The organism is Halomonas zincidurans B6 (genome assembly GCF_000731955.1).
Classification (GTDB): domain Bacteria; phylum Pseudomonadota; class Gammaproteobacteria; order Pseudomonadales; family Halomonadaceae; genus Modicisalibacter; species Modicisalibacter zincidurans.
Genome location: NZ_JNCK01000001.1, coordinates 1,183,174 through 1,205,414, shown reverse-complemented (window position 1 = coordinate 1,205,414; position 22,241 = coordinate 1,183,174). Strand labels below are relative to the sequence as shown.

The 22,241-nt window shown below is 63.9% G+C and carries 19 protein-coding genes; 14 read left to right on the top strand and 5 right to left on the bottom strand.

Annotation, left to right across the window (positions count from 1 at the left end; all coding sequences use genetic code 11):
* Nucleotides 1-114: 114 nt before the first annotated feature.
* The 5 genes from HALZIN_RS0105685 to HALZIN_RS0105665 form a co-directional block, all read right to left on the bottom strand.
* Complete coding sequence (locus HALZIN_RS0105685) at nt 115-1,299, bottom strand: alpha/beta fold hydrolase (RefSeq protein WP_031383272.1); 1,185 nt, start codon at nt 1,297-1,299, stop codon at nt 115-117.
* A gap of 159 nt (nt 1,300-1,458) precedes the next feature.
* Nucleotides 1,459-2,676: a 3-oxoadipyl-CoA thiolase gene (gene pcaF, locus HALZIN_RS0105680; protein WP_031383271.1), complete on the bottom strand. Its 1,218-nt coding sequence runs from the start codon at nt 2,674-2,676 to the stop codon at nt 1,459-1,461.
* 11 nt (nt 2,677-2,687) lie between these two features.
* Nucleotides 2,688-3,458 (bottom strand): CoA-transferase subunit beta, encoded by a 771-nt coding sequence (locus tag HALZIN_RS0105675; protein WP_031383270.1) that lies wholly within the window; start codon nt 3,456-3,458, stop codon nt 2,688-2,690.
* Nucleotides 3,458-4,276 carry a CoA transferase subunit A gene (locus HALZIN_RS0105670; RefSeq protein WP_031383269.1) on the bottom strand — a complete coding sequence of 273 codons (819 nt, stop codon included), beginning with the start codon at nt 4,274-4,276 and terminating at the stop codon, nt 3,458-3,460. The genes HALZIN_RS0105675 and HALZIN_RS0105670 overlap by 1 nt, the downstream gene beginning before the upstream one ends.
* Before the next feature lie 162 nt (nt 4,277-4,438).
* Nucleotides 4,439-5,776 carry a class-II fumarase/aspartase family protein gene (locus HALZIN_RS0105665; RefSeq protein WP_031383268.1) on the bottom strand — a complete coding sequence of 446 codons (1,338 nt, stop codon included), beginning with the start codon at nt 5,774-5,776 and terminating at the stop codon, nt 4,439-4,441.
* Between the two features lie 201 nt (nt 5,777-5,977).
* Here HALZIN_RS0105665 and HALZIN_RS0105660 point away from each other — a divergent pair, with 201 nt between their 5' ends.
* The 14 genes from HALZIN_RS0105660 (at nt 5,978) to HALZIN_RS0105595 (ending at nt 22,082) form a co-directional block, all read left to right on the top strand.
* Nucleotides 5,978-6,769, top strand: coding sequence for an IclR family transcriptional regulator domain-containing protein (locus HALZIN_RS0105660; RefSeq protein WP_031383267.1), 792 nt, complete (start codon nt 5,978-5,980; stop codon nt 6,767-6,769).
* Between the two features lie 44 nt (nt 6,770-6,813).
* A complete protein-coding gene (locus HALZIN_RS0105655) occupies nt 6,814-7,596 on the top strand; it encodes an IclR family transcriptional regulator (RefSeq protein WP_031383266.1) in 783 nt (260 codons plus the stop codon).
* 24 nt (nt 7,597-7,620) lie between these two features.
* Entirely contained in the window at nt 7,621-8,568 is a 948-nt protein-coding gene (locus HALZIN_RS0105650; protein ID WP_031383265.1) for an AEC family transporter, read from the top strand.
* Between the two features lie 103 nt (nt 8,569-8,671).
* Nucleotides 8,672-9,733 carry a Gfo/Idh/MocA family protein gene (locus HALZIN_RS0105645; RefSeq protein ID WP_031383264.1) on the top strand — a complete coding sequence of 354 codons (1,062 nt, stop codon included), beginning with the start codon at nt 8,672-8,674 and terminating at the stop codon, nt 9,731-9,733.
* 3 nt (nt 9,734-9,736) lie between these two features.
* On the top strand, nt 9,737-11,479 hold the full coding sequence (locus HALZIN_RS0105640) for an FAD-dependent oxidoreductase (RefSeq protein ID WP_031383263.1): 1,743 nt from the start codon (nt 9,737-9,739) through the stop codon (nt 11,477-11,479).
* Nucleotides 11,476-12,297: a sugar phosphate isomerase/epimerase family protein gene (locus tag HALZIN_RS0105635; protein WP_031383262.1), complete on the top strand. Its 822-nt coding sequence runs from the start codon at nt 11,476-11,478 to the stop codon at nt 12,295-12,297. The genes HALZIN_RS0105640 and HALZIN_RS0105635 overlap by 4 nt, the downstream gene beginning before the upstream one ends.
* 272 nt (nt 12,298-12,569) lie before the next feature.
* Complete coding sequence (locus HALZIN_RS0105630; RefSeq protein WP_084173380.1) at nt 12,570-13,547, top strand: PDR/VanB family oxidoreductase; 978 nt, start codon at nt 12,570-12,572, stop codon at nt 13,545-13,547.
* 26 nt (nt 13,548-13,573) lie between these two features.
* On the top strand, nt 13,574-14,779 hold the full coding sequence (locus HALZIN_RS0105625) for a Gfo/Idh/MocA family protein (RefSeq protein WP_031383260.1): 1,206 nt from the start codon (nt 13,574-13,576) through the stop codon (nt 14,777-14,779).
* Nucleotides 14,780-14,822: 43 nt separating this feature from the next.
* Nucleotides 14,823-15,308: a MarR family winged helix-turn-helix transcriptional regulator gene (locus tag HALZIN_RS0105620; RefSeq protein ID WP_031383259.1), complete on the top strand. Its 486-nt coding sequence runs from the start codon at nt 14,823-14,825 to the stop codon at nt 15,306-15,308.
* 43 nt (nt 15,309-15,351) lie between these two features.
* The gene (locus tag HALZIN_RS0105615) at nt 15,352-16,098 is read left to right on the top strand and encodes a class II aldolase/adducin family protein (RefSeq protein ID WP_051907394.1); all 747 of its coding nucleotides are present in this window, start codon (nt 15,352-15,354) and stop codon (nt 16,096-16,098) included.
* A gap of 612 nt (nt 16,099-16,710) precedes the next feature.
* Nucleotides 16,711-18,018: a Rieske 2Fe-2S domain-containing protein gene (locus HALZIN_RS0105610; protein ID WP_051907393.1), complete on the top strand. Its 1,308-nt coding sequence runs from the start codon at nt 16,711-16,713 to the stop codon at nt 18,016-18,018.
* Nucleotides 18,019-18,084: 66 nt separating this feature from the next.
* Nucleotides 18,085-19,077 carry an ABC transporter substrate-binding protein gene (locus HALZIN_RS0105605; protein WP_031383256.1) on the top strand — a complete coding sequence of 331 codons (993 nt, stop codon included), beginning with the start codon at nt 18,085-18,087 and terminating at the stop codon, nt 19,075-19,077.
* Nucleotides 19,078-19,131: 54 nt separating this feature from the next.
* The gene (locus HALZIN_RS0105600) at nt 19,132-20,127 is read left to right on the top strand and encodes a TAXI family TRAP transporter solute-binding subunit (RefSeq protein ID WP_031383255.1); all 996 of its coding nucleotides are present in this window, start codon (nt 19,132-19,134) and stop codon (nt 20,125-20,127) included.
* 41 nt (nt 20,128-20,168) lie between these two features.
* Nucleotides 20,169-22,082 carry a TRAP transporter permease gene (locus HALZIN_RS0105595; RefSeq protein WP_035575184.1) on the top strand — a complete coding sequence of 638 codons (1,914 nt, stop codon included), beginning with the start codon at nt 20,169-20,171 and terminating at the stop codon, nt 22,080-22,082.
* The last annotated feature ends 159 nt before the right edge of the window (nt 22,083-22,241 follow it).

The following is a 22,241-nucleotide window of genomic DNA, read 5'->3' as shown; positions in this document are numbered from 1 at the left end:
GGCTGCCCTGGCCTTTATGCCAAACCCACTGCGCCAGCTTTCCGGATATCGCTGGCGATGGCTCATCGGAGCTACCGTTCCCTAACACTGCCATTCGCCTGCCATACCCGAGTGTCACTGTAACGTCTCGTCCCAGCCCAGCCGCTTGGCCAGCGCGAAGGCATGGTTGGCGGCCGGCACGCCGCCATAGACGGCGACATGCATGAGTACCTGGCGCAACTCGGCCTCGGAAAGCCCGATGCGCTGCGCGGTCTTGAGGTGCAGTTCCAGTTCCTCGCGGCCCAGCGCGGCGAGAATACCGGTAGTGATCATGCTGCGCTCGCGCCGGGTCAGATCCTCGTTGCTCCACAGCTCGCCCCAGGCCAGCCGGGTGATCATCTGCTGGAAGGGCGCGTCCAGGCTGGTCGCCTTGCTCGAGGCACGCGCCACGTGTTCTTCGCCGAGCACCTGCTTGCGGGTTTCCAGGCCCGTGGCGTAATCGACGCCCCGCTCGCCGACATCGCCAAGGTCCACTGCCAGGGTCGCCAGCAGCGCGGCCGCCAGCCGTTCGGGCGCTTCCACCGATGGCACGTGGCCGACGCCGTCGAAGATCACCAGCGGCGCGCCGTCGCACTCCCCGGCCAGCGCCTCGAGCGTCCTCTGCGGCGTGGCCAGGTCCTCGCTGCCGCCCAGCAGCTGGATATTGATAGACGTGGCGTGCAACCGGCCGGTGAAGGTGTCGCGGCCCAGCATCTCGCACAGCCGGGCGTAGGATTCATCGTCGCCGCGGCCCATCTGCACGCACCAGCCGGCCTTGAGCGCCGGGTCGGCCTCGACAAGCGCCGGCGCGAACCAGCGCGGCACGATCTCCTCGGCCATCGCCGCCAGGCCTTCGTCGCGCACGCGCCGCGCCCGGGTATTCCACAGCTCGGCGGTGCCGATCACCGCGCCGGTGTTGGTCAGGGTCGCCGACAGCAGCCGTTCGGCGTGAGCGGCAAGCAACTGCTGGCCAACCACCCCGCCGATCGAGGTACCCACGAAATGGAAGCGCCCGGCGCCGGCGTGATCCGCCAGGGCCAATGCCTCGTGCGCCAGGTCGGCCGGGGTGATGTCGCCGCCCCGCTCGGGCCAGGCCTGGCTGGCACCGTGCCCCGGCAGGTCCCAGGTCAGCACGCGATAGCGCGGCAATAGCCGGGCCAGCACGTCGTCCCACACCGTCTGCGTCATCCCGAGTGGATGGGCGAGAACCACCAATGGGTTGGCCTGGCTGCCCAGCAGGCGATAGGCGACGCTGCGGCCGTTGATGTCGAGAAATGCCATAAGGCTTCTCCAATCGTAAGCGCCTTGGCGGATGCCTCGGCGCGATATCCCGAAAGATGGAAGAACGGGCTGCGCCCTTGAAGGTGGAAGAGCGCCACTTCGTGTCGCGACGGCGCGATGATGCATCTCTTCGGTCTTTCCTCTTCTTTCTTCCCTCTCTTAAATCCGCTCGATCACGGTCGCTATCCCCTGCCCGACGCCGATGCACATGGTGCACAGCGCGAAGCGCTTGTCGCTGAGCGCAAGCTCGTGGGCCGCTGAGGTGATGAGGCGCGCCCCGGACATGCCCAGCGGATGGCCCAGCGCGATCGCCCCGCCGTTAGGGTTGACGCGCGGATCGTCGTCGGCAATGCCCAGCTCGCGCAGGCAAGCCAGCGACTGCGAGGCGAAGGCCTCGTTGAGCTCGATGTGGTCGAGCTGGTCGAGCGTCATGTCGAGCCGAGCGAGCAGCTTGCGCGTCGCCGGCACCGGGCCGATGCCCATGATCCGCGGCTCGACGCCGGCGGTGGCCATGCCGTGGATACGTGCGATCGGCACCAGGCTATGGCGCTTCATCGCCGCCTCGCTGGCGACGAACATCGCCGCCGCGCCGTCGTTGACCCCCGAGGCGTTGCCCGCGGTGACCGAGCCCATCACGCTGGAGCCGGCGGCCCGAAACGGCGTGGGCAGGGTGGCGAGCTTGTCGAGGGTGGTCTCGCGCGGGTGCTCGTCGGTATCGAAGATCAGCGGCTCCTGCTTGCGCCGGGGAATCTCGATGGGCACGATCTCGCGCGCCAGCCGGCCGCTGTCCTGGGCCCGCTTGGTCCTGAGCTGCGAGGTGTAGGCGAACTGATCCTGATCCTCGCGGGAGATATTGAACTGCTCGGCGACGTTCTCCGCCGTCTCGGGCATCGAGTCGACCCCGTACTGCGCTTTCAACAGCGGATTGATGAAGCGCCAGCCGATGGTGGTGTCCTCCATCACCTGGCCGCGCGAGAACGCCGTCTCGGCCTTGCCGAGCACGTAGGGCGCCCGCGACATCGACTCGACGCCGCCGGCGATCATCAGCTCGGCCTCGCCGGCGCGGATGGCGCGCGCCGCGGTGCCGATGGCGTCCATGCTCGAGCCGCACAGCCGGTTGATGGTGGTTCCGGGCACGCTGGTCGGCAGCCCCGCGAGCAGCAGCGCCATGCGCGCCACGCTGCGGTTGTCCTCGCCGGCCTGGTTGGCGCAGCCCATGATCACGTCGTCGATGGCCGCCGGATCGAGATCCGGGGCCCGTGCGAGCAGCGCGCGGAAGAGATCCGCGGCGAGATCGTCGGGGCGCACACTGGCCAGTGCGCCGCCGAACTTGCCCACCGCCGAACGAATCGGATGACACAGATAGACGTCAGTCATGTCGATACTCCTTATTCTCCCGCATGATGGCGGTCGGTCCTGTCCTTGAGTTCACGCAGCACGCTCAGTTCCTTCTCGCTGGGCGCCTCGGTGGTCTCCAGCGTCTCGGCAAAGCGGATCTTCCAGCCGGTGGCTTCCTGGACCTGCTCGGCGGTCACGCTGGGGTGCAGCGAGACGACCACCAGCTCCTTGGTGTCGGGATCGGGACGCATCACACACAGGTCGGTGATCACCCGGGTCGGGCCCTTGCCGATGTTGGGCACGCCGTCGCGGCCCTTGCCGTCGCGCCCGAAGCCCAGCGTGGTGACGAAGTCGACCTCGTTGACGAAGGTGCGCGTGGAGTGCTTGAGAGTAATGAACACCTCGCCGGCGTTGGTGGCGATTTCCGGCGCCCCGCCACCCCCCGGCAGGCGCACCTTGGGCGCCGTGTAGTCGCCGATCAGGGTGGTGTTCAGATTGCAGTAGCGATCGATCTGCGCGGTACCCAGAAAGCCCACGTCGACCTTGCCGCCCTGCAGCCAGTAGCGGAACATCTCGGGCACCGACACGGTGGTCAGTGCGGTCTCGCAAAGCTCGCCGTCGCCGATCGACAGCGGCAGCACCTCGGGCTTGGTCTGCAGCGTGCCGGACTCGTAGATCAGCACCACCTCGGGGGCATGGGTCAGCCGCGCCAGGTTGGCCGCCTCGGAGGGCAGGCCGATGCCCACGAAGCAGGTCATGCCGTTGGCCAGCGCGCGGGCGGCGGTCACGGTCATCATTTCCGCGGAAGTGTAGTTGCTCATCAGGATTCTCCTCCCGCTTCAAGCACATGAGTCTTGAGCCAGGCCTCGAAGGCATCGCGGTCGCGGGCGATGGTATCCCACTCCTTGTAGAAGCGGTTGTTGCGCGGATAGTAGCCGTGGGCATACGACGGATAGGCGCCCTGCTCGGCGACCGCCACGGCGCTGATCGCCCAGCCGGGAATCACGCAGGCGTTGGGATGGGTGTCGAGGTCGTCGACGATCTCCTCGACGGTGACGATGCTGTGCCTGGCCGCCAGTACCGCCTCCTTCTGCACGCCGACGATGCCCTCGATTAGCACGTTGCCCTTGCGGTCGGCCTTCTGCGCATGCACCACGCTGACGTCGGGGCGAATCGACGGTACCGCGGCGAGCTTCTCGCCGCTGAACGGGCATTCGATGAACTTGATCTGGTCGTTGACCTTGGGCAGGTCGCTGCCCACGTAGCCGCGCAGCACCGCCAGCGGCAGGCCCGAGGCGCCGGCCTCGTAGGCGCAGGCCATCGCCGCGTGGCTGTGTTCGAGAATCTCGACGTGATGCGGGTAGTCCTTCTCCACCGCGTCGCGCAGCCGATGCAGCGAGCCGACGCCGGGGTTGCCGCCCCACGAGAAGATCAGCTTCTTGACGCAGCCGGCGCCGATCAGTTGATCGTAGATCAGGTCGGGGGTCATGCGGATCAGGGTCAGCTCGCGCTTGCCCTGGCGGATGATCTCGTGACCGGCGGCAAACGGGATCAGGTGGGTAAAGCCCTCCATGGCCACGGTGGCGCCATCGTCGACGTAGCGCGCCACCGCGTCATGCAGGTTGAGGAATTCGGCCATGATGTCGCCTCTCAACGCGTTATGTTCGCTTGGTGAACACAGGTTTGTAATACGAACAAAGTAATTCACGCCGCCGCGCCGCGTCAAACGCGACGGGCCGCTTGCGCGGCCCGTCGCTATCCCTTCGGATTCTAAAAATGGCTTTTAAAAACAAACGCCTTCTTAGCCCTTGAGGCGCTCGCCGACACGCTCGACGAGCGCCCGGCTACTACCAATGTATAACTCCGGTCGCACCGCATTGCGTAGCGCCGCGGCATCGATGTCGCTGCCCGCGACCCGCTCGTGGGCCAGCAAGGCATCAGCATAGGCGATCCCGTCGCGACGCGCCGTTTCACTGGCTTCGCGGGCCACCCGCTTGGCGTCGTCGCTGACCATCACCGTCTGCAGCACCTGCGCCGCCGGCTCGGCCATGATCGCCCCGCCGGTCACCGCCAGGTTGCGCGCCATGGCTTGTTGATTGACTTCCAGCCCCGCGAGCAGGTGGCCGAGGGTTTCCAGCGCGCCCTCCAACAGCAGCACGCCGTCCACCAGCGGCGCCCATTCGGCGTGCCACTCGCCGAGCCCACGCTCCAGCGGCTGAGCGCCGGCATTGGCGAGCACGCTCAAGACGCCGTGGATCTGGCGCGCCGCGGCACGGATCCGTGCACAGCCCACCGGGTTGCGCTTGTGCGGCATCGACGACGACTCGCCGACCCCGGCCTCGGCCGGCTCGGCCAGCTCGCCGACTTCCGTCTGGGTCATCAGCGCCACGTCGAGGGCGATCTTCTCGGCGGCCACGGCGACGCCATCCAGCGCGCAGCCCAACGCATGGATCGGCTGACGGTCGGTATGCCATGGCAGCCAGGGCTCGCTGAGCCCCAGCCGCCGGGCCATGCCGGCCATTAGCGCGACGCCGTGCTCGCCGTGGCCCGAATGCACGCCCACCGCACCGCCGAACTGCAGGTAGAGACCGCTGTCGATCGTCTCATCGAGGCGTCGGCGGGCCTGATGAAGCCCCCACAGCCACTGAGCGAGCTTGGCGCCGAAGGTGATCGGCAGCGCCTGCTGCATCAGCGTGCGCCCGACCATCGGCGTGTCGCGGTGACGTTGCATCAGCGCCGCGCCATCGGCGAGACTCTGCCCGAGCAGTTGCGAGCAGCGCTCAAGACGCGGCTTGAGCAGCAGCATTAGCGCGCTGTCGACGATGTCCTGGCTGGTCGCGCCACGATGAAAGGCCCCTTTCAGGTCGTCGGAAAGCGCCGCCCGGGCCTGCTTGACGAAGGGAATCGCCGCGTTGCCGCCCTTGGCGGTATCGCGCGCCAGCGCAGCGATATCGAAGTCGGCCGCGTCGAGCTGCTCGGCCATGGCCTCGGCGCTGCCCGCCGGCAACAGCCCGAGCGCCTGCTGCTCAGCGGCGAGCGCCAGCTCGACGTCGCACATCGCCCGCACCAGCGCCGTCGCCTGGCACGCCTCGCGCCCGGCATCGCTCATGAAAGGGTGGCGTAACAGCAGGTCATACATGCGCTTTTCTCCGGTTGGCATGCCACTAATGGCGAATTGGCGGACACATGTTCGCAATTCGAACTCTATGCTAGAGTCACAGCGAGTCGACGACAACGTGTCTTGGACCCCGACGCGCTCGGATTCCCGGCACGATACTGTTCCGGCACGACACTGTTCAGTAATACTCCCTCCAACACGCAATACAGGAAGAGTGGCGCCATGACGACGCACCTGAAGGATGAACCGCTGAGTCCCGACGACCGGGACTTCGTCACCGCGCTGGCCAGCGGTCTGGATGTCATCCTGGCGTTCGATCACGCCAATCCGCGCATGACCCTGAGCGAGGTCGCCGCCAAGACCGGCATGAACCGGGCGCGGGCGCGGCGCTTTTTGCTGACCCTGAACTCGCTGGGCTACGTGCGCAAGCAGAACCGCCACTTCGAACTGGCGCCGCGCACCCTGCAACTGGGTTACGCGTTCCTGTCGGCCAACAACTACCGCACGGTGATCCAGCAGCATCTCGAGGACATCACCGCGCAGATCGGCGAATCGTCGTCGCTGGGCGTGCTCGACGACAACGACGTGATCTACGTGGCACGCTCGGCGGCGCCTCACCGGCTGATGGCGATCGCCCTGTCGGTGGGCACCCGGCTGCCGGCGGTCGCCACCTCGATGGGTCGCGTGCTGCTGGCGCAATTACCCGAAAACGAGCTCGAGGCGTTGCTCGAAACGGTCACGCTCACGCGCTACACCGAGCGCACGATCGTCGACAAAGACGAGCTGCGCGTGCGGCTGCGCCAGGTTCGCCAGCAGGGCTACTGCATCGTCGATCAGGAACTCGACTCGGCGCTGCGCTCGCTGGCGGTGCCGGCGTTCGACGCCAACGGCAAGCTGCTCGGTGCGATCAACGTCAGCACCAACGCCGCCCGTATCGACCTGGCCACGCTCACCGAGCGCTTCCTGCCGTTACTGCAGGAAAAGACCCGCCAGATCGCTATCCAGGTCAGTTGACGTCTTTCACCGCGCTTCAACCGTCGACATCAAAGGAAGGATAGATGGCAGGCAGCCTGATCGAACGCACGCTGCGGGTACTCGAGACCCTATCCAGCGAACCCGACGGCATTCCCCTACAGCGGCTGGCCGAACGCCTGGAAATCCCCAAGAGCGCCGCGCACCGCATCTGCAACGAGTTGATCCGGCTGGGTTACGCCCGTCAGGAAAGCCGCACCGGCCATTACCGGCTGTCGACCCGACTGGTTGCACTGGGCTTTCGCTATCTGGGCAGCACCGGCGCCAGCGACGTACTGCAACCCATCCTCGACCGACTGGCCGCCGAGACCGGGGAACTGGTGCGCCTGGGGGTGATCGAGGGCGATCGCCAGACCTGGATCGCCAAGGCCCAGGGCACGCGCACCGGACTACGCTACGACCCCGACATGGGCCGTGAGGCGCCACTGCGCTATACCGCCTCGGGGCAGGCCTGGCTGGCCAGCCTGGACGACCATACCGCCCTGACCCTGCTCGCCCGCCAGGACGGCGACGATCCCGAGCGCTTCGGCCCCAACGCGCCGCGCACCGACGCCGAGCTGCTCGAGCGTCTGGCGCTGGCCCGGGAGCGCGGTTACACCTGCTGCGTCGACAGCTCGGCGCTGGGCACCTCGGCCTTCGGCGCGGTCATTCGCCACCCCATCAGGCGTCACCCGATCGGCGTGATCAGCATTGCCGGGCCCAGCGTGCGACTCACCGAAAGCCGCATGCACGAACTGGCCCCCAAGCTGCTGCAGGCCGTCGAGGAACTCTCGCATTGCAGCCAGTCATCACAGCTCTTCTGCGAGTGACCCGCCCCCGACAAGGACGCTGCCGTGCTCGACATCTTTGCCATCACCACACCGATCTTCCTGCTGATCGGCATCGGCTACCTGGCCGTGATGCTTCGCCTGCTCGACAAGGGCCAGGTCCAGAGCCTGGGCGGTTTCGTGATCAACTTCGCACTGCCCGCGCTGATCATCCGCGCGCTGATCCAGAAGCCGATCGGCGAGGTCTTCAACCCCATCTACCTGGCCGCCTATGGGCTCGGTTCGGGGGCGCTATTCGCCGCGGTGCTGGTGTTCGCCCGGCTGCGCGGCAAGCCGCTCGGCGAGAGCGCTGTGTTCGCCCTCGGCACCTCATCGGCCAACAGCGGTTTCATCGGCTACCCGATCGCCGCCATGGTCGTCGGGCCGATGGCGGCGATCGCCATGGCGCTCAACATGGTGGTGGAAAACCTGCTGATGATTCCCACCGCCCTGGCGCTGGCCGAGGCCGGCCGGCAGCAGGGCGGCTCGTTCTGGAGTGCGCTGTTCAAGACGCTGCGTCGGCTGACCCGCAACCCGATCCTGATCGCGATCTTCAGCGGCCTGATCATCGCTGTCAGCGGGCTCGAACTGCCCGCCCCGGTGTTCAAGACCATCGACATGCTGGCCACCGCGGCAGGGCCCACGGCGCTGTTCGTGGTCGGCGGCAGTCTCTATGGGCTGCAGGTGCGCGGCATGTTCTCAGAGGTCAGCCAGATAGTCTTCGCCAAGTTGTTGCTGCATCCGCTGGCGGTATTTCTGATGCTGCTGTGGCTACCGCCACTCGATCCCGCCCTGGCCACGGCGGCGATCGTCCTCGCCAGCGTGCCGATGCTCAGCGTCTACCCGATCCTCGGCCAGCGCTACGGACACGGCGAGTTGTGCACCGCCTCGCTGATGCTCGCCACGCTATTGTCGTTCGTCACCGTGAGCACCTTGTTGTGGCTCATCGAAGCGCAGCGGCTGCCCATTCCCTGAGACCCGCACCGGCAGGCAACGCTGGTTTGCGAACAAGCGTACGCATTGCAAATTTCAGAACTTAGTTCTAAATTCGCAAGACACTCCTCCGGAGAGCTCCACGATGCCCGCTTCCAAGCCCCTGCGCATCGCCTTGATTGGTGCCGGTACCATGGGCCGTCAGCACCAGGCGGTGATCGCCCGCCAGCCAGACGCCACACTCTGCGCCATCGCCGACCCCGGCGACGCCGGCCGGGCCTTCGCCGCCGAACTCGGGGTGCCGGCCTATCGCGACCCGCGCGAACTGCTCGCCGCCGAGCGCCCCGACGCCGCGATCATTGCCAACCCCAACGCCCTGCACGTCGCCAGCGCGCTCGAGTGCTTGGCGGCAGGCGTGCCGGCGTTGATCGAGAAGCCCGTGGGCGTATCGCTGGAGGAAGTCGCCACGCTCGTCACCGCGGCCCGTCGCCACTCGACACCGCTGCTGGTCGGCCACCACCGTCGCCATAACCCGCTGATCGGTCGCGCTCACGAGTGGCTCGCCGACGGCGTGCTGGGCGAGCCGACCAACGTCACCGCGCTGTGGCAGCTGCACAAACCCGACGACTACTTCGCCGCGCCCTGGCGACGCGAGCCGGGCAATGGGCTATTGCATACCAACCTGATTCATGACCTGGACCTGTTGCGCCATCTGTGCGGCGAGGTGGTCGAGGTCCAGGCGATGGCCAGCCAGCGGCTGCGTGGCCTGCCCTACGCCGACACCGCGGCACTGATGCTGCGCTTCGCCAACGGCGCGCTGGGCACCGTCAACGCCTCGGATAGCGCCAGCGCGCCGTGGAGCTGGGAACTGACCAGCGGCGAGAATCCCGTCTATCCGCAGCAGTCCGGCCAGCCCTGCTATCTGCTCGCCGGCACCGCCGGCGCGCTGGCCCTACCCCAGCTCCGCGCCTGGCGCTACGCCGACGAGCCGCACTGGCACGCCCCGCTGGCCGAAGAAGCCATCACGCCCGACGCAGGCGCCGCGCTAGATCGTCAGCTCGCCCACTTCATCGCCGTGGCACGCGGCGAGGCGGTGGCGCTGATCGATGTCGAAGACGCCGCCCGCACGCTGGCACTGATCGACGCCGTCGAACGAGCCGCCGCGAGCGGCCGCGCAACCCAGCCCAGCTATCCTTGGGAGGCCTGAGCCATGGCCTCGCATGAGCGCCATTGCGACCTGGTGGTGGTCGGCTCCGGCGCCGCCGGACTCGCGGCCGCGGTGACCGCCGCCCATCACGGCCTCGAGGTGATCGTGGTGGAGAAGGAGAACGTCCTGGGCGGTGCCACCGCCTGGTCCGGCGGCTGGCTGTGGATTCCCCGCAACCGCTTCGCCCGCGAGGCGGGGATCGACGAGGACGTCGAGACGATCCGCACCTATCTCCGTAACGAACTCGGCGAGCGCTTCGACGCGACGAGGATCGACGCCTTCCTCGACGCCGCGCCGCGCATGGTCGACTTCTTCCAGGCGCATACTGCACTCGCGTTCAACGACGGCAACGCCATCCCCGACATCCATGGCGATGCGCCGGGCGCCGGCAACGGCGGGCGCTCGGTGATCGCCGCACCCTTCGACGCCCGCGAGCTCGGCCAGCGCGTCGCGGACATCCGCAGGACCATGCCCGAAACCGCCTTCCTGGGCATGCCGATCCAGGCCGGGCCGGACCTGATGGCGTTTCTCTCCGTGACCCGCTCGTGGCGCTCGGCGCGGCACGTGGCCCGGCGCGTGACGCGCCATCTCTACCACCTCGCCCGCTACGGTCGAGCGATGCACTGGGTCAACGGCGTGGCGCTGATCGGGAGGCTGGTCAAGTCCGCCGACACGCTGGGTGTGGAAACCTGGACGGCCTCGCCGGCCAGGCGCCTGGTAATGGCCGATGGCCGCGCGTATGGCGTGACGGTGGCAACCCATGACGGCGAACAGACGCTGCACGCCCGCCGCGGCGTGATCCTCGCCGCCGGCGGCTTTCCCCACGACGTCAAACGCCGCCGGCGCCACTTCCCGCGCACCCCGACCGGCCGCGAGCATCTCGCGCTGCCGCCCGAAGCGGCGAATGGCGACGGCATCACCCTGGGCGAGTCCGCCGGTGGGCGGCTGAGTACCGGCTTGGCCTCGCCCGCCGCCTGGTGCCCGGTCTCGGCGGTGCCCTACCGGGACGGCCGGGTCGGCCATTTCCCGCACATCATCGATCGCGGCAAGCCGGGTTTGATCGGCGTGCTCGCCGACGGCCGGCGCTTCGTCAACGAGGCCCACGGCTACTACGATTACGTGGCGGCGCTGATCGAGGCACTGCCGGAGGACCAGCCGGTCGAGTCCTGGTTGATCTGCGATCACCGCTTCCTGCGTCGCTACGGGCTGGGCATCGTGCGACCGGTGCCGGTGCCGTTCGGGCACTGGATTCGCCGCGGCTATCTCAAGCGCGGCCGTACCCTGGAGCAACTGGCCGCGCACTGCGGCATCGACGCGGCGGGACTGGCAGCGACCGTCGAGGCGTATAACGCGCCTGCCCGTCATGGCGAGGACCCCGAATTCGGGCGTGGCTCGACGCCCTACAACCGCAAGCAGGGCGACCCGCTGCATCGACCCAACCCCTGCGTGGCACCCATCGAAAGAGGGCCGTTCTATGCGGTCAAGGTGGTTCCCGGCAGCTTCGGCACCTTCGCCGGGCTCGAGACCGACGCCCATGCCCGGGTGCTCGCTGGCGACAACACGCCGATTGCCGGGCTCTACGCTGCCGGCACCGACATGGCCAGCATCATGGGCGGCTTCTATCCGGCGGGTGGCGTCAACCTGGGTCCGGCGATGACCTTCGGCTACATCGCCGCGCGTCACGCGGCGGGACTCGACGCAGACGCCCGGGCCGGAACTCCTCCGAAACCGCGAGACATACCATGAACGAGCGTTGCTTTTCGCTGGCCGCACTGACCGTGCTCGAACTCTCTCCGCCCGAGATGGCCGAGGTCGCGGCACGGGCCGGCTACGACCGGGTCGGGCTGCGGTTGATCCCCGCCACCCCCGAGGAGCATCACTTCCCGCTGATCGCCGACGCCGCCCTGCGCCGTCGGACCCAGGCGCGGCTGCGCGACACCGGGATCGCGGTGCTCGATGTGGAGATCCTGCGTCTCAGGCCGGAAACCGACGTCGCATGCGATTTCGCAGCGGCATTGGAAGTCGGTGCCGAGCTGGGCGCAAGCGAAGTGCTGGTCGCCGGCAACGATGACGACGAGGGCCGGCTGACCGACAACTTCGCCGCACTGTGCGAGCTGGCCGAGCGCTTCGGCCTACACCCGCACCTCGAGTTCATGCCATGGACCGGCGTTTGTGACCTGTCCCAGGCCCGGCGCATCGTCGCCACGGCGAACCGGCCCAACGCTGGGCTGCTGGTCGATGCCTTCCATTTCGAGCATTCGGGGAGCCGGCTCGACGAGCTGGCCGAGGTGCCACGCCACTGGATACGCTACGCGCAGCTGTGCGACGTGGCCGGGCCACGCCCCGACTCGATGGACGAAATCATTCGCCAGGCCCGCCAGGCGCGTTGCTTCCCCGGCGAGGGCGACATCGACCTGGCCGGGCTGCTAGCGGTATTGCCACCCGACGTGCCGCTGAGCCTGGAGGTCCCTACCCAGGCCTTGCGCGAACGCGGCGTGAGCGCACTGGAGCGTGCCCGCGGGGCGCTGACAGCCAGCCGGCGATTGCTCGACATCATCTGCTGAAACGACACCGTGCTGGGCGACAGCGCCTTGCGCGTTGCCCGCAATACCCTTGCAATTCCCGGCTCATGGATCGCCCCATGCGCCCGTGAACCCGGCTCCCCACAGACGTGTCGCTTCGCACTACTTTATCCGCTCCGCCGCCTTGGGCCTGTGCCCGAGCCGCCCCTCAGCCGCACGACTAAAGTCGAATGCTCCCCCGATTGCATTTGGTCTTCAAAAATACTTAGATATAAAAGTATTTTGTGCCATCAATGACAACACGGGATTTCCCCATGGCTAGCACTCCCGCCGAAGTTCCCATGAGCGCACTCGAAGTGACGGCGCTGGACATGATCGCCGAAGGGATCTATCGCATCGAATTAGCGCATCCCGATGGCCATGAGCTTGCCGAATTCACACCCGGGGCGCATCTCCACATCCGCGTACCCAATGGCCAGGTGCGTCGTTACTCGCTGTGCAACGATCCCGAAGAGCGCCACCGCTACGTGATCGCGGTCAAGCGCGAGGAGGCCGGGACAGGTGGTTCGAAGAGTCTGATCGACGAGACCCAGGCCGGCGACAGGCTGCAGGTCTCCGACCCGCACAACGACTTCGAGCTCAAGGGCAATCCGGCACGCTACGTGTTCATCGCTGGCGGCATCGGCATCACTCCGATCATGGCGATGATCCGCCATCTGCGCGCCACCGGCGGCAAGCCATTCAAGCTCTATTATCTAACGCGCGACGCCGCCCAGACGGCCTTTCTCGAGGAGCTGAGCGGCCCCGAGTACCGTGGCAAGGTCATCATTCACCATGACCAGGGTGACCCTGATAATGCTTACGACCTGTGGCCGGTACTCGAGCAGCCCAAGGGCGCACACGTCTACTGTTGTGGTCCGCGCGGCCTGATGGAAGCCGTACGCGATATGACGGGGCACTGGTCATCCTCGAGTGTGCGTTTCGAGGATTTCGGCACGCGCAAGTCAGCAAGCAAGGAAGATGACAAGCCCTTCACCGTACGGTTGGCCAAGACCGGCGAAGCCGTGCCTGTCCCGGCGGGCGTGTCGATTCTCGAAGCGTTGAGAGCCAACGGGCATCACGTCCCTTACTCCTGCGAAAGCGGCACCTGTGGCTCCTGTCGCACCCGCCTGGTGGAAGGTGAGGCAGACCATCGCGACCTGGTGCTGTCAGAGGCCGAACACCAGGACAACATTATGGTCTGCGTCTCGCGTGCCATCTCGGAAGAACTAATCATCGACCTTCCAGAATGAGCCGTTCGCTTTCGCCGGAGAATCCCATGACACCACCGCCCTTGCGACTCGGGATCGCCGGTCTCGGTCGCGGCTTCATGTTGCTGCTGCCGACCCTGGCGGCACACCCTGGCATTCGTCTCGTTGCGGCCGCCGATCCTCGAGAGGAGGCCCGGCGGCAATTCGCAAGCGATTTCGACGCCGTGACTTACGCCGACGTTGCCGAGCTGTGCGCCAACCCTGATGTCGAAGCCGTCTACGTCGCCACACCGCACCAGTTTCACCGCGAGCATGTCGAACTGGCGGCGGCGCACGGCAAGCATGTCCTCGTCGAGAAGCCCATGGCACTCTCGCTCGAGGATTGCCGGGCCATGATAGCGGCCATGCGCCAGGCCGGACGCTGGCTGATGGTCGGGCACAGCCACAGCTTCGATACGCCCTATCTGCGTACCCGTGAACTGATCGACAGCGGCGAGTTCGGCGCAGTCCGCATGATTCATGCGCTCAACTTCACCGACTTTCTCTATCGCCCGCGACGTCCCGAGGAACTGGATACATCACGCGGTGGCGGCGTGGTCTTCAGCCAGGCCGCCCATCAGGTCGATATCGTGCGACTACTGGGAGGCGGTCGAGCGAGCAGCGTACGGGCCATCACCGGCAGCTGGGATGCCGCCCGCCCCACCGAAGGCGCTTATGGCGCCCTGCTGAGCTTCGAGGGCGGCCCCTTCGCCACCATGACCTACAGCGGCTTCGCGCACTTCGACAGCGACGAGTTCTGTGGCTGGTCGGGCGAGCTCGGTCAGCCACGCGACCCCAGCCAGTACGGTCATGCCCGACGCAGACTCGCCCAGGTACAGACCCCCGAGGAAGAGGCCGCACTCAAGAACACCCGCACCTACGGCGCCGGCCTGTCGCTCGCCAACAGCCGCCTCGAGGAGATCACCCACAATCATTTCGGCTTCGTCGTGGTCGCCTGCGATCACGCCGATCTGCGCCCCTCGCCCCAGGGGGTACAGGTCTACGCCGATACCCGGCGCTACCTGGAGGCATTGGCGCCCCCGACGATTCCGCGCCGCGAGGTGCTCGACGAGCTGATCGACGCCGTGCGCCACGGCCGAGCCCCGATCCACTCCGGCGAATGGGGCCTGGCGACCATGGAAGTCTGCCTGGGCATGCTCGAGTCCGCAGCCACCAGGCGCGATGTAGTGCTCTCCCAGCAGGTGGGACTGCCCCACCGCGCTGCGCTAAGGTAGGCGTTGGCTGGGAGACCCATTGGCTCGTCAGAAGGAAACCGTGATGGCACGAAGCAACAACCAAGAGACAAGAACGGTACTGCGGCACTGGCAGGAGGACGTCCCCGACGACCGCCTGGCCCACCTGGTACGCGATGCCGGGCGCGTGCTTACCAAAACCCTGCAGACGAAGCTGGCGGATCACTCCGTGAGCTTCGGCCACTGGTCGTTTCTGCGCATCCTGTGGGTGACCGAGGGGCTCACTCAGCGTGAGCTCAGCGAACAGGCCGGTCTCATGGAACCGACCACCTACACGGCGCTGAAGGCCATGGAGGCCAATGGCCTGATCGAGCGGCGCCAGCTCAACGGCAACCGCAAGAACATCCACATCTATCTGACAGAGAAAGGCCGCGATCTCAAGCAGACCCTGATTCCGCTGGCCGAATCGGTCAACGATAGCGCGGTGCGCGGCGTCGACGACGACGACCTGCTGGCGACCCGGCGCACCCTGCTCGCCATTATCAGCAACCTGGCGGAAGCCAACGAATAACGCACCCACTAGACGAAACCCCATACCCAGCCAAGGATATGCGATGAACAACAATACGCCGCAGGCCGCTGCCGGAACGCCGGACATCGACGACCTGCTGCAGGATCTGGTCCATGCCAACCACATTCTCTTCGACGAAGGCGTTGTCGATGCGTTCGGCCACGTCAGCGCCCGCCACCCCGAACGTCCCGAGCGCTTTCTGCTCGCTCGCAACATGGCGCCAGGCCTGGTCGATGCAGAGGACATCATCGAATTCGACCTCGACGGCACGCCCGTCGATGCCGACGGGCGCAAGGTCTATCTCGAACGTTTCATCCATGGAGAGATCTATCGCGCCCGACCGGATGTCATGGCCGTGGTGCATAGCCATTCGCCCTCGGTGGTGCCGTTCAGTGCGGTCAAGTCGACGCCGCTGAGACCCATGTGTCACATGAGCGGTTTTATCGGCGAAGGCGCCCCGATCTTCGAGATCCGCGACGTCGCTGGTGACGCCACGGACCTGCTGATCCGAAACGCCCCGCTTGGCGAGTCACTGGCCCACTCACTGGGCGACAATAATGTCGTGCTGATGCGTGGACACGGTGCGACGGTCACCGGCCCAACACTCAAGCAAGCCGTCTATCGGGCGGTTTACGTTGAGGTGAATGCACGCCTGCAGGCCGATGCCCTGCGCCTCGGTCCTGTCGAATACCTGACCCCGGGAGAAGCCAAGACGGCGATGGAGATGATCGAGGGTCAGGTCGAGAGACCCTGGCAGCTGTGGAAGCAGCGCGCCCAGGCACGTCGCTAGCCGACCGCCCGCTCGCCGGCGCCATTATGATTGGCAACGGCGACTGACGGGGCCATCGCTCCGGCACTCCTGCCCGATCAGCGTGTTCAATTCAGTCGACCCCGTGCGCCCCGCTCCCTTGACCGAGGAGCGGGGCGCACGGTCATGCCATCGGACGAGCCTTTTTGTAGTTGCCCGCCACCGCTTCCCGACAGTTTCGATAAGTGCCAAGCACAAGGCGCATGGGCCGTGCTCTCTTTTTCTGCAGCGCGAGGTGCGCGAACGCATCGCGGACAATAAAGTACCGCTCGATAATGCTTTATAAGTCATTGCAAACCATTCGCCATTCCGCCTTTCTACGATCAGAAAATACGCCTTGGCCGAACGATACCGAGTCGCCGCGTGGGGCTCGCGTCAAGCGCGAAGGGATCGCGGAAGAATGACCGCCAGATCCCGGGAAGCCCCTCTAGACGAAGGTCTCAAAATATTGCGAATACGGCACAAAATACGACTTTCGCCGTATTTGACGTTGCGGACTCTTGGACTAACTTAGGCATGTAAGTTAGATATCTAAGCATTTTCACTGCACAAGGCTTGGATAGCGTCGCAAACCCAATCTGGAGATCTCGTGCAATGTTGACTCACGAAGAAAACGAACTCCTCTGCCGTGTCGAAGGTGACGCCCCCATGGGGCAGATCATGCGTCGTCACTGGCTGCCTGCCTGCCTCTCCGAAGAAGTCGCCGAACCGGACGGCGATCCCGTTCGGGTACGCCTTTTGGGCGAAGACCTGGTAGCCTTCCGCGACACTGATGGTCGCGTTGGTGTTATGGACGAGATGTGTCCTCACCGCCGCGCATCACTGGCGCTGGGCCGCAATGAGGAGTGCGGGCTGCGCTGTCTGTACCATGGCTGGAAGATGGACGTCGAAGGCAATGTCCTCGAAATGTCGTCCGAGCCGCCGGAATCGAAAATGACCGAAAAGGTCAAGCACAAGGCGTACCCGACCCACGAGGAGGCCGGTTTCATCTGGGTCTACATGGGGCCCGCCGAGGAGAAGCCGGAATTCACCGCACCGGTGTTCCAGCCGACGCCGGAAACCAAGGTATCGATCGCCAAGATCATCATCGATTGCAACTGGGCGCAGATTCTGGAAGGTGCCATCGACTCGGCACACTCGTCCTCCCTGCATTCCACCGATATGGTCCCCGCACGCATCGGTGGTGCCGAAGCCAACGATAAACTCTGGCTTCGCCCGTCAACGGACAAGGCCCCACGCCTGCAATTGCAAAAGACCCGTTTCGGGTTTCGCTATGCAGCAATCCGCCGTCCAATCACGGATTCCAAGACGCACGACTATGTGCGTACGACCCTATTCATTGCGCCCTACACCGTGCAGATACCCCCGAACAATCTTTATGATATCGCGATTCTGCATGTACCGATTGATGATACCCACACGGCATTTCACTTCATCGCCTGGGGCGACAAAGCCACCACTCCGGATACCGAATCCTGGCGCAAGTTCCTCGGGGCTCAGGTCGGCATCGATCTGGACGAGCGTTTCCACAAGTTCCGTAATCGCGAGAACAATTACTGGCAGGATCGTCGGATCATGCAGCTCGGCACCAGTTTCACCGGTATCCGCGGCATCCCCAACCAGGACATCGCCATGTGGGAAACCATGGGCCCCATTGCCGACCGCACCCACGACCGCCTTGGTGCCAGCGACCTCGCCATCGTCGAGTTCCGTCGCCAGATGGTCCAGGCGGCCAAGACCATGCAGCAAGGTGGACCGGCAATTGGTACCGAAGAGCCGCGCATTCCGCAGTACAAGCTGAAATCTTTCCAGGGCGTCGTCCCCAAGGAAACCGATTGGCGCGAGCTGGGCACCGCGCCCGAGGAAGCCGAACTCTATGCGGCGGATGCCCAAGCCAAGTAGCCGATCAGTTCCTGATCCCGGCTGATACACGGCAAACGACAATCAACGACCGACCCAGGACTGCTGATGAACAAACTAGAACTCTCCATTGCCGTAGGTAACTATGATCGCATGCGTCCCTTGATCGACGGGGAAGTACAGATCGACGGCGTGGATCCGGTGTTCATGCTCCACGACCCGGAAGAGATTTTCTTCCGCGCTTTTCGTCATGCCGAATTCGACATCACCGAGCTTTCGCTGAGCAGTTTCTCGGTGAAGACCGCGGCAGACAATTGCCCCTACGTGGGTGTCCCCGTGTTTCCCTCGCGCGCCTTTCGCCACACCTCGATCTATATCCGCACCGACCGAGGCATCGAGACGCCCGCGGATCTTCGAGGCAAGCGCATCGGCGTTCCGGAGTACCAGCTCACTGCCAACGTCTGGGCGCGGCTGTTTCTCGAAGAAGACCATGGTCTGAAGCCTAGCGACGTCACTTGGCTGCGCGGCGGTTACGAGCAGCCGGGTCGAGTCGAGAAAATCAACCTCAATCTGCCGGAAGGCGTCCATGTGGAAAACATCCCTGCAGGGGAAACGCTTTCCGGCATGCTCGCCTCGGGTGAACTGGACGCAGTGATGGGGCCACGTGCCCCATCCTGTTTCGACCGCGGACACCCTCATGTGGGCTATCTCTATGCCGACCCGCAACAGGCCGCATCGGACTGGTACCGGCGTACCGGTATCTTTCCGATCATGCATTTATTGGGCATTCGCAAGACACTGGTCGAACGTCACCCTTGGCTGCCGTTTTCGGTCTACAAGGCCTTCGAACAGTCCAAGGCATTAGCCGTGGCCAAGCTCAGCGATACTGCCGCCACGAAAGTGACGCTACCCTTCGTTGAAGATCAGCTCCGTGCTGCCCGGAACTTGATGGGCGACGACTTCTGGTCGTATGGTTTTGCCGAAAATAAAAATACCCTCGAGCGTTTCCTGAACCAGCACCATGCGGAAGGCCTCTCCAGTCGCCGACTCAAACCCGAGGATCTATTCCATCCTTCCACCCTGGAAAGTTTTAAAATATAAATTCATGGTTATTTATAAAAACAACCTTCAAACCTGACAAACACGGTGAATATAATGAAGAAGTTCATCAAGAAAGCGCTCTGCACAGCCGCCTTTATAGCTCCCAGCCTGCTCATCAACCCTGCCTCGGCCCAAAGTTACGAAATGACCGTGGCCGGCGCCTCTCCCGGTGGATTGTGGTCACTGCTGGGGGCTGGCATCGACTCAGCCTTGAAGGCCGAGTACCCTGGTTCGACAATCACCTATCAGACTTCGGGCGGCGGCCTGGCCAATGTCGCCGTCCTGGAGCGTGACGACGCCAGTCTCGCAATCATCGAGGATGCCGTATTGAAGCTGGCACAGGATGGCTCACCGCCGTTCCGGGAGCCGATCAAGGACATCAGGGTACTTGCCAACCTGTACAACTGGGCCCCCATGCAGGCCGTCATGCGGAAGGACTTTGCCGAGAAATACGGCATCAAGACCTTTTCTGACATTGCCAAGGTCAAGCCCCCGATCACGATCGCCATTAACAAGCGAGGCAATATTGCCTCCAGCGTTGCCATGGAAATGCTGAACGAAATCGGCGCAGGTCCTGACAAGATTAAAAGTTGGGGTGGGGAAATTATTTATGCGGCTTCAGGTGAGCAATCCAACCTCATCCAGGATCGCCGCATCGATATGTTCCTGAATAGCCTGTTCGTGCGTCAGAGCTCCATTCTACAAGCCAGCAATAGTATCGACCTGACTCTGTTGCCGCTTTCAGAAGAAACGGTCAAGGCTGTCGATGAAAAATCAGGCACCAAGCCTTTTGTCATCCCCGGCGGTGCCTACAAGTGGGCGCCCAAAGCCATTCCTACCGTGACGATCAGTGCCGCCTTGGCAGTACGCAGCGACATGGACGAGCAGACTGCGTACAACATCACCAAGGCCCTGTTTGAAAACTACCAGAAGATCGCCACCGTCCATCCTGCGATGAAAGGGTTGACCCCCGAAGTCATGGCTTCCTCCGAAGGCGTGCCCTACCACGAAGGGGCTATTCGCTATCTGAAGGAAGCGGGGCTTCGTTAACTGACTAACCCGGCATACTCTCGCTGCTGAGGATGATTTCGATGATTCCGTTTTTCAAACTCTTGGCCGGCACGGGAACGAGGCGGCCACTAAAGGGTAAACTGGGCATGGCAGTACATGGATGTGCTGCCTTGATAGCGATTGCGGTCATTTACACGACGACCATCGTCTATATTGATTTGTACACGATGACCGTCATCTTCCTGTCCGCCATGCTGGCGGTATTATTCTTGGTCATCAATGCTGGCCCCAAGGGCCGTACCGACCGACCCAGCCTGCTGGACTGGTTGTTAGTGACGGCCAGCATAGCGGTAGGCATTTATTTTTTCATCGAGAGTGATCGTATCGCTGAAAGGATAACCCTGCTTTTCCCACTGGAGACAGCGGACCTGATCGCGTCCAGCGTATTGCTCTTTCTCACCATAGAAGCGACGCGTCGCACGGTCGGCATGGGCCTGACCAGTGTCGTTCTCCTGTTCCTTGTCTATAACTTGTTCGGCCACTCGCTGCCTGGTCCATTGGGTTTCAGAGAAGTGAGTTACAATCACTTCATGGACATCATGATGTTCACCTCTGACGGCCTGTTCGGCGTTCCCCTGCGGGTAGCGGCCACTTATGCGTTCCTGTTCGTCATGTTCGGGACCTTCCTTTCTAAAGCAGGTGGCGCCGAATTTTTCTATAATTTATCTTCCGCCATTGCGGGACGGAGAACGGGAGGTCCTGCCAAGATTGCAGTAATCTCCTCCGGCCTCTACGGCACCATGTCTGGCAGCCCCACTTCTGACGTTGTGACGACGGGCTCTGTCACCATTCCCATCATGCAACGCCTGGGTTACAACAAGGCGCTCTCGGGTAGTGTCGAAGTCGCTGCTTCGACCGGTGGCAGCTTGCTCCCCCCTGTCATGGGCTCTGCAGCCTTTATCATGGCAGAGTACACCGGCATTGATTACCGGGATATCGCCATCGCTGGCATCATCCCCGCTCTCCTCTACTACCTGTGTGTCTACAGCCAAGTACACCTTCGGTCGATGAAGCTGGGCCTTGGCGGACTCGCCAAAGGGGAAACGCCGTCTTTCAAGGGCACTCTTAAAAACGGCGGCCTTTTTATCGTTCCGCTAGTAGCTCTGTCGACCGCACTGGTCATGGGTTACTCGCCCACCTATGTGGCTGCCATTTCGACTTTCATGGTCCTGGTTGTTGCCGCCTTCCGAAAATCGACCCGCATGGGTCCCAGGGCGGTCTGGGATGCGCTAGCGGTTACCACGCTGCGCATGGTATCCGTCGTGGCCGCCTGTGCGGCTGCCGGGCTCGTCATCGGTGGTATCTCCATGACTGGGCTCGGCAGCAAATTCTCCGACCTGGTCTTCTTGCTGGCTGGTAACAGTGCATTCCTGGCGCTGGTCATTTCGGCCATCTTGGCGATTATTCTCGGCATGGGCATGCCCACGCCGTCGGCCTTCATTCTCGCCACTGTCCTGGTCAGCCCAACGTTGCTGTCTCTAGGGTTCAGCGTATTACAGACCAACATGTTCATCTTGTACTTTGCGGTCTTGTCGGCAATGACGCCCCCGGTAGCCGTCGCCGCCTTTGCAGCTTCGGCGATAGCGGACGCAAAGCCCACCGAAATCGCAATAGGCGCAGTCAAATTAGCCATCACGGCGTTCATCGTGCCCTTCGCGTTCGTGTATGGTGAAGGGCTGCTGCTGGTCGGAAGTTGGCTCAATATCGCCATGTCCTGCCTGACGGCGGTAGTCGGAGTACTGCTACTGAGCATTGGGATCGAAGGCTATTGGCGAAAGCCCCTGAAAACCTTCCCAAGGGTCGGCTTTGGCGTAGCGGGCCTGATGTTCATCGTCCCAAGTTGGTGGACGATTATCGTTGCCATAGTGATCTTTGGCATTTGTTTCGTGACTACGCCACACCTTCGACACAGCGATCATAAAATACCCGCATGATTTAAGAACCCAAAACGACCTCGGCTTATCCTACGGCACCCTTCACAGGGTGCCTTTTTCTGACTATGAGCCGAGCTCTCTGCTTCGCCCGTTCGGCGATCCTGCATGAAAATTCCGAATCTCTTCTTAAGAAACTGCTCACAAAACGACTTTTAGCAC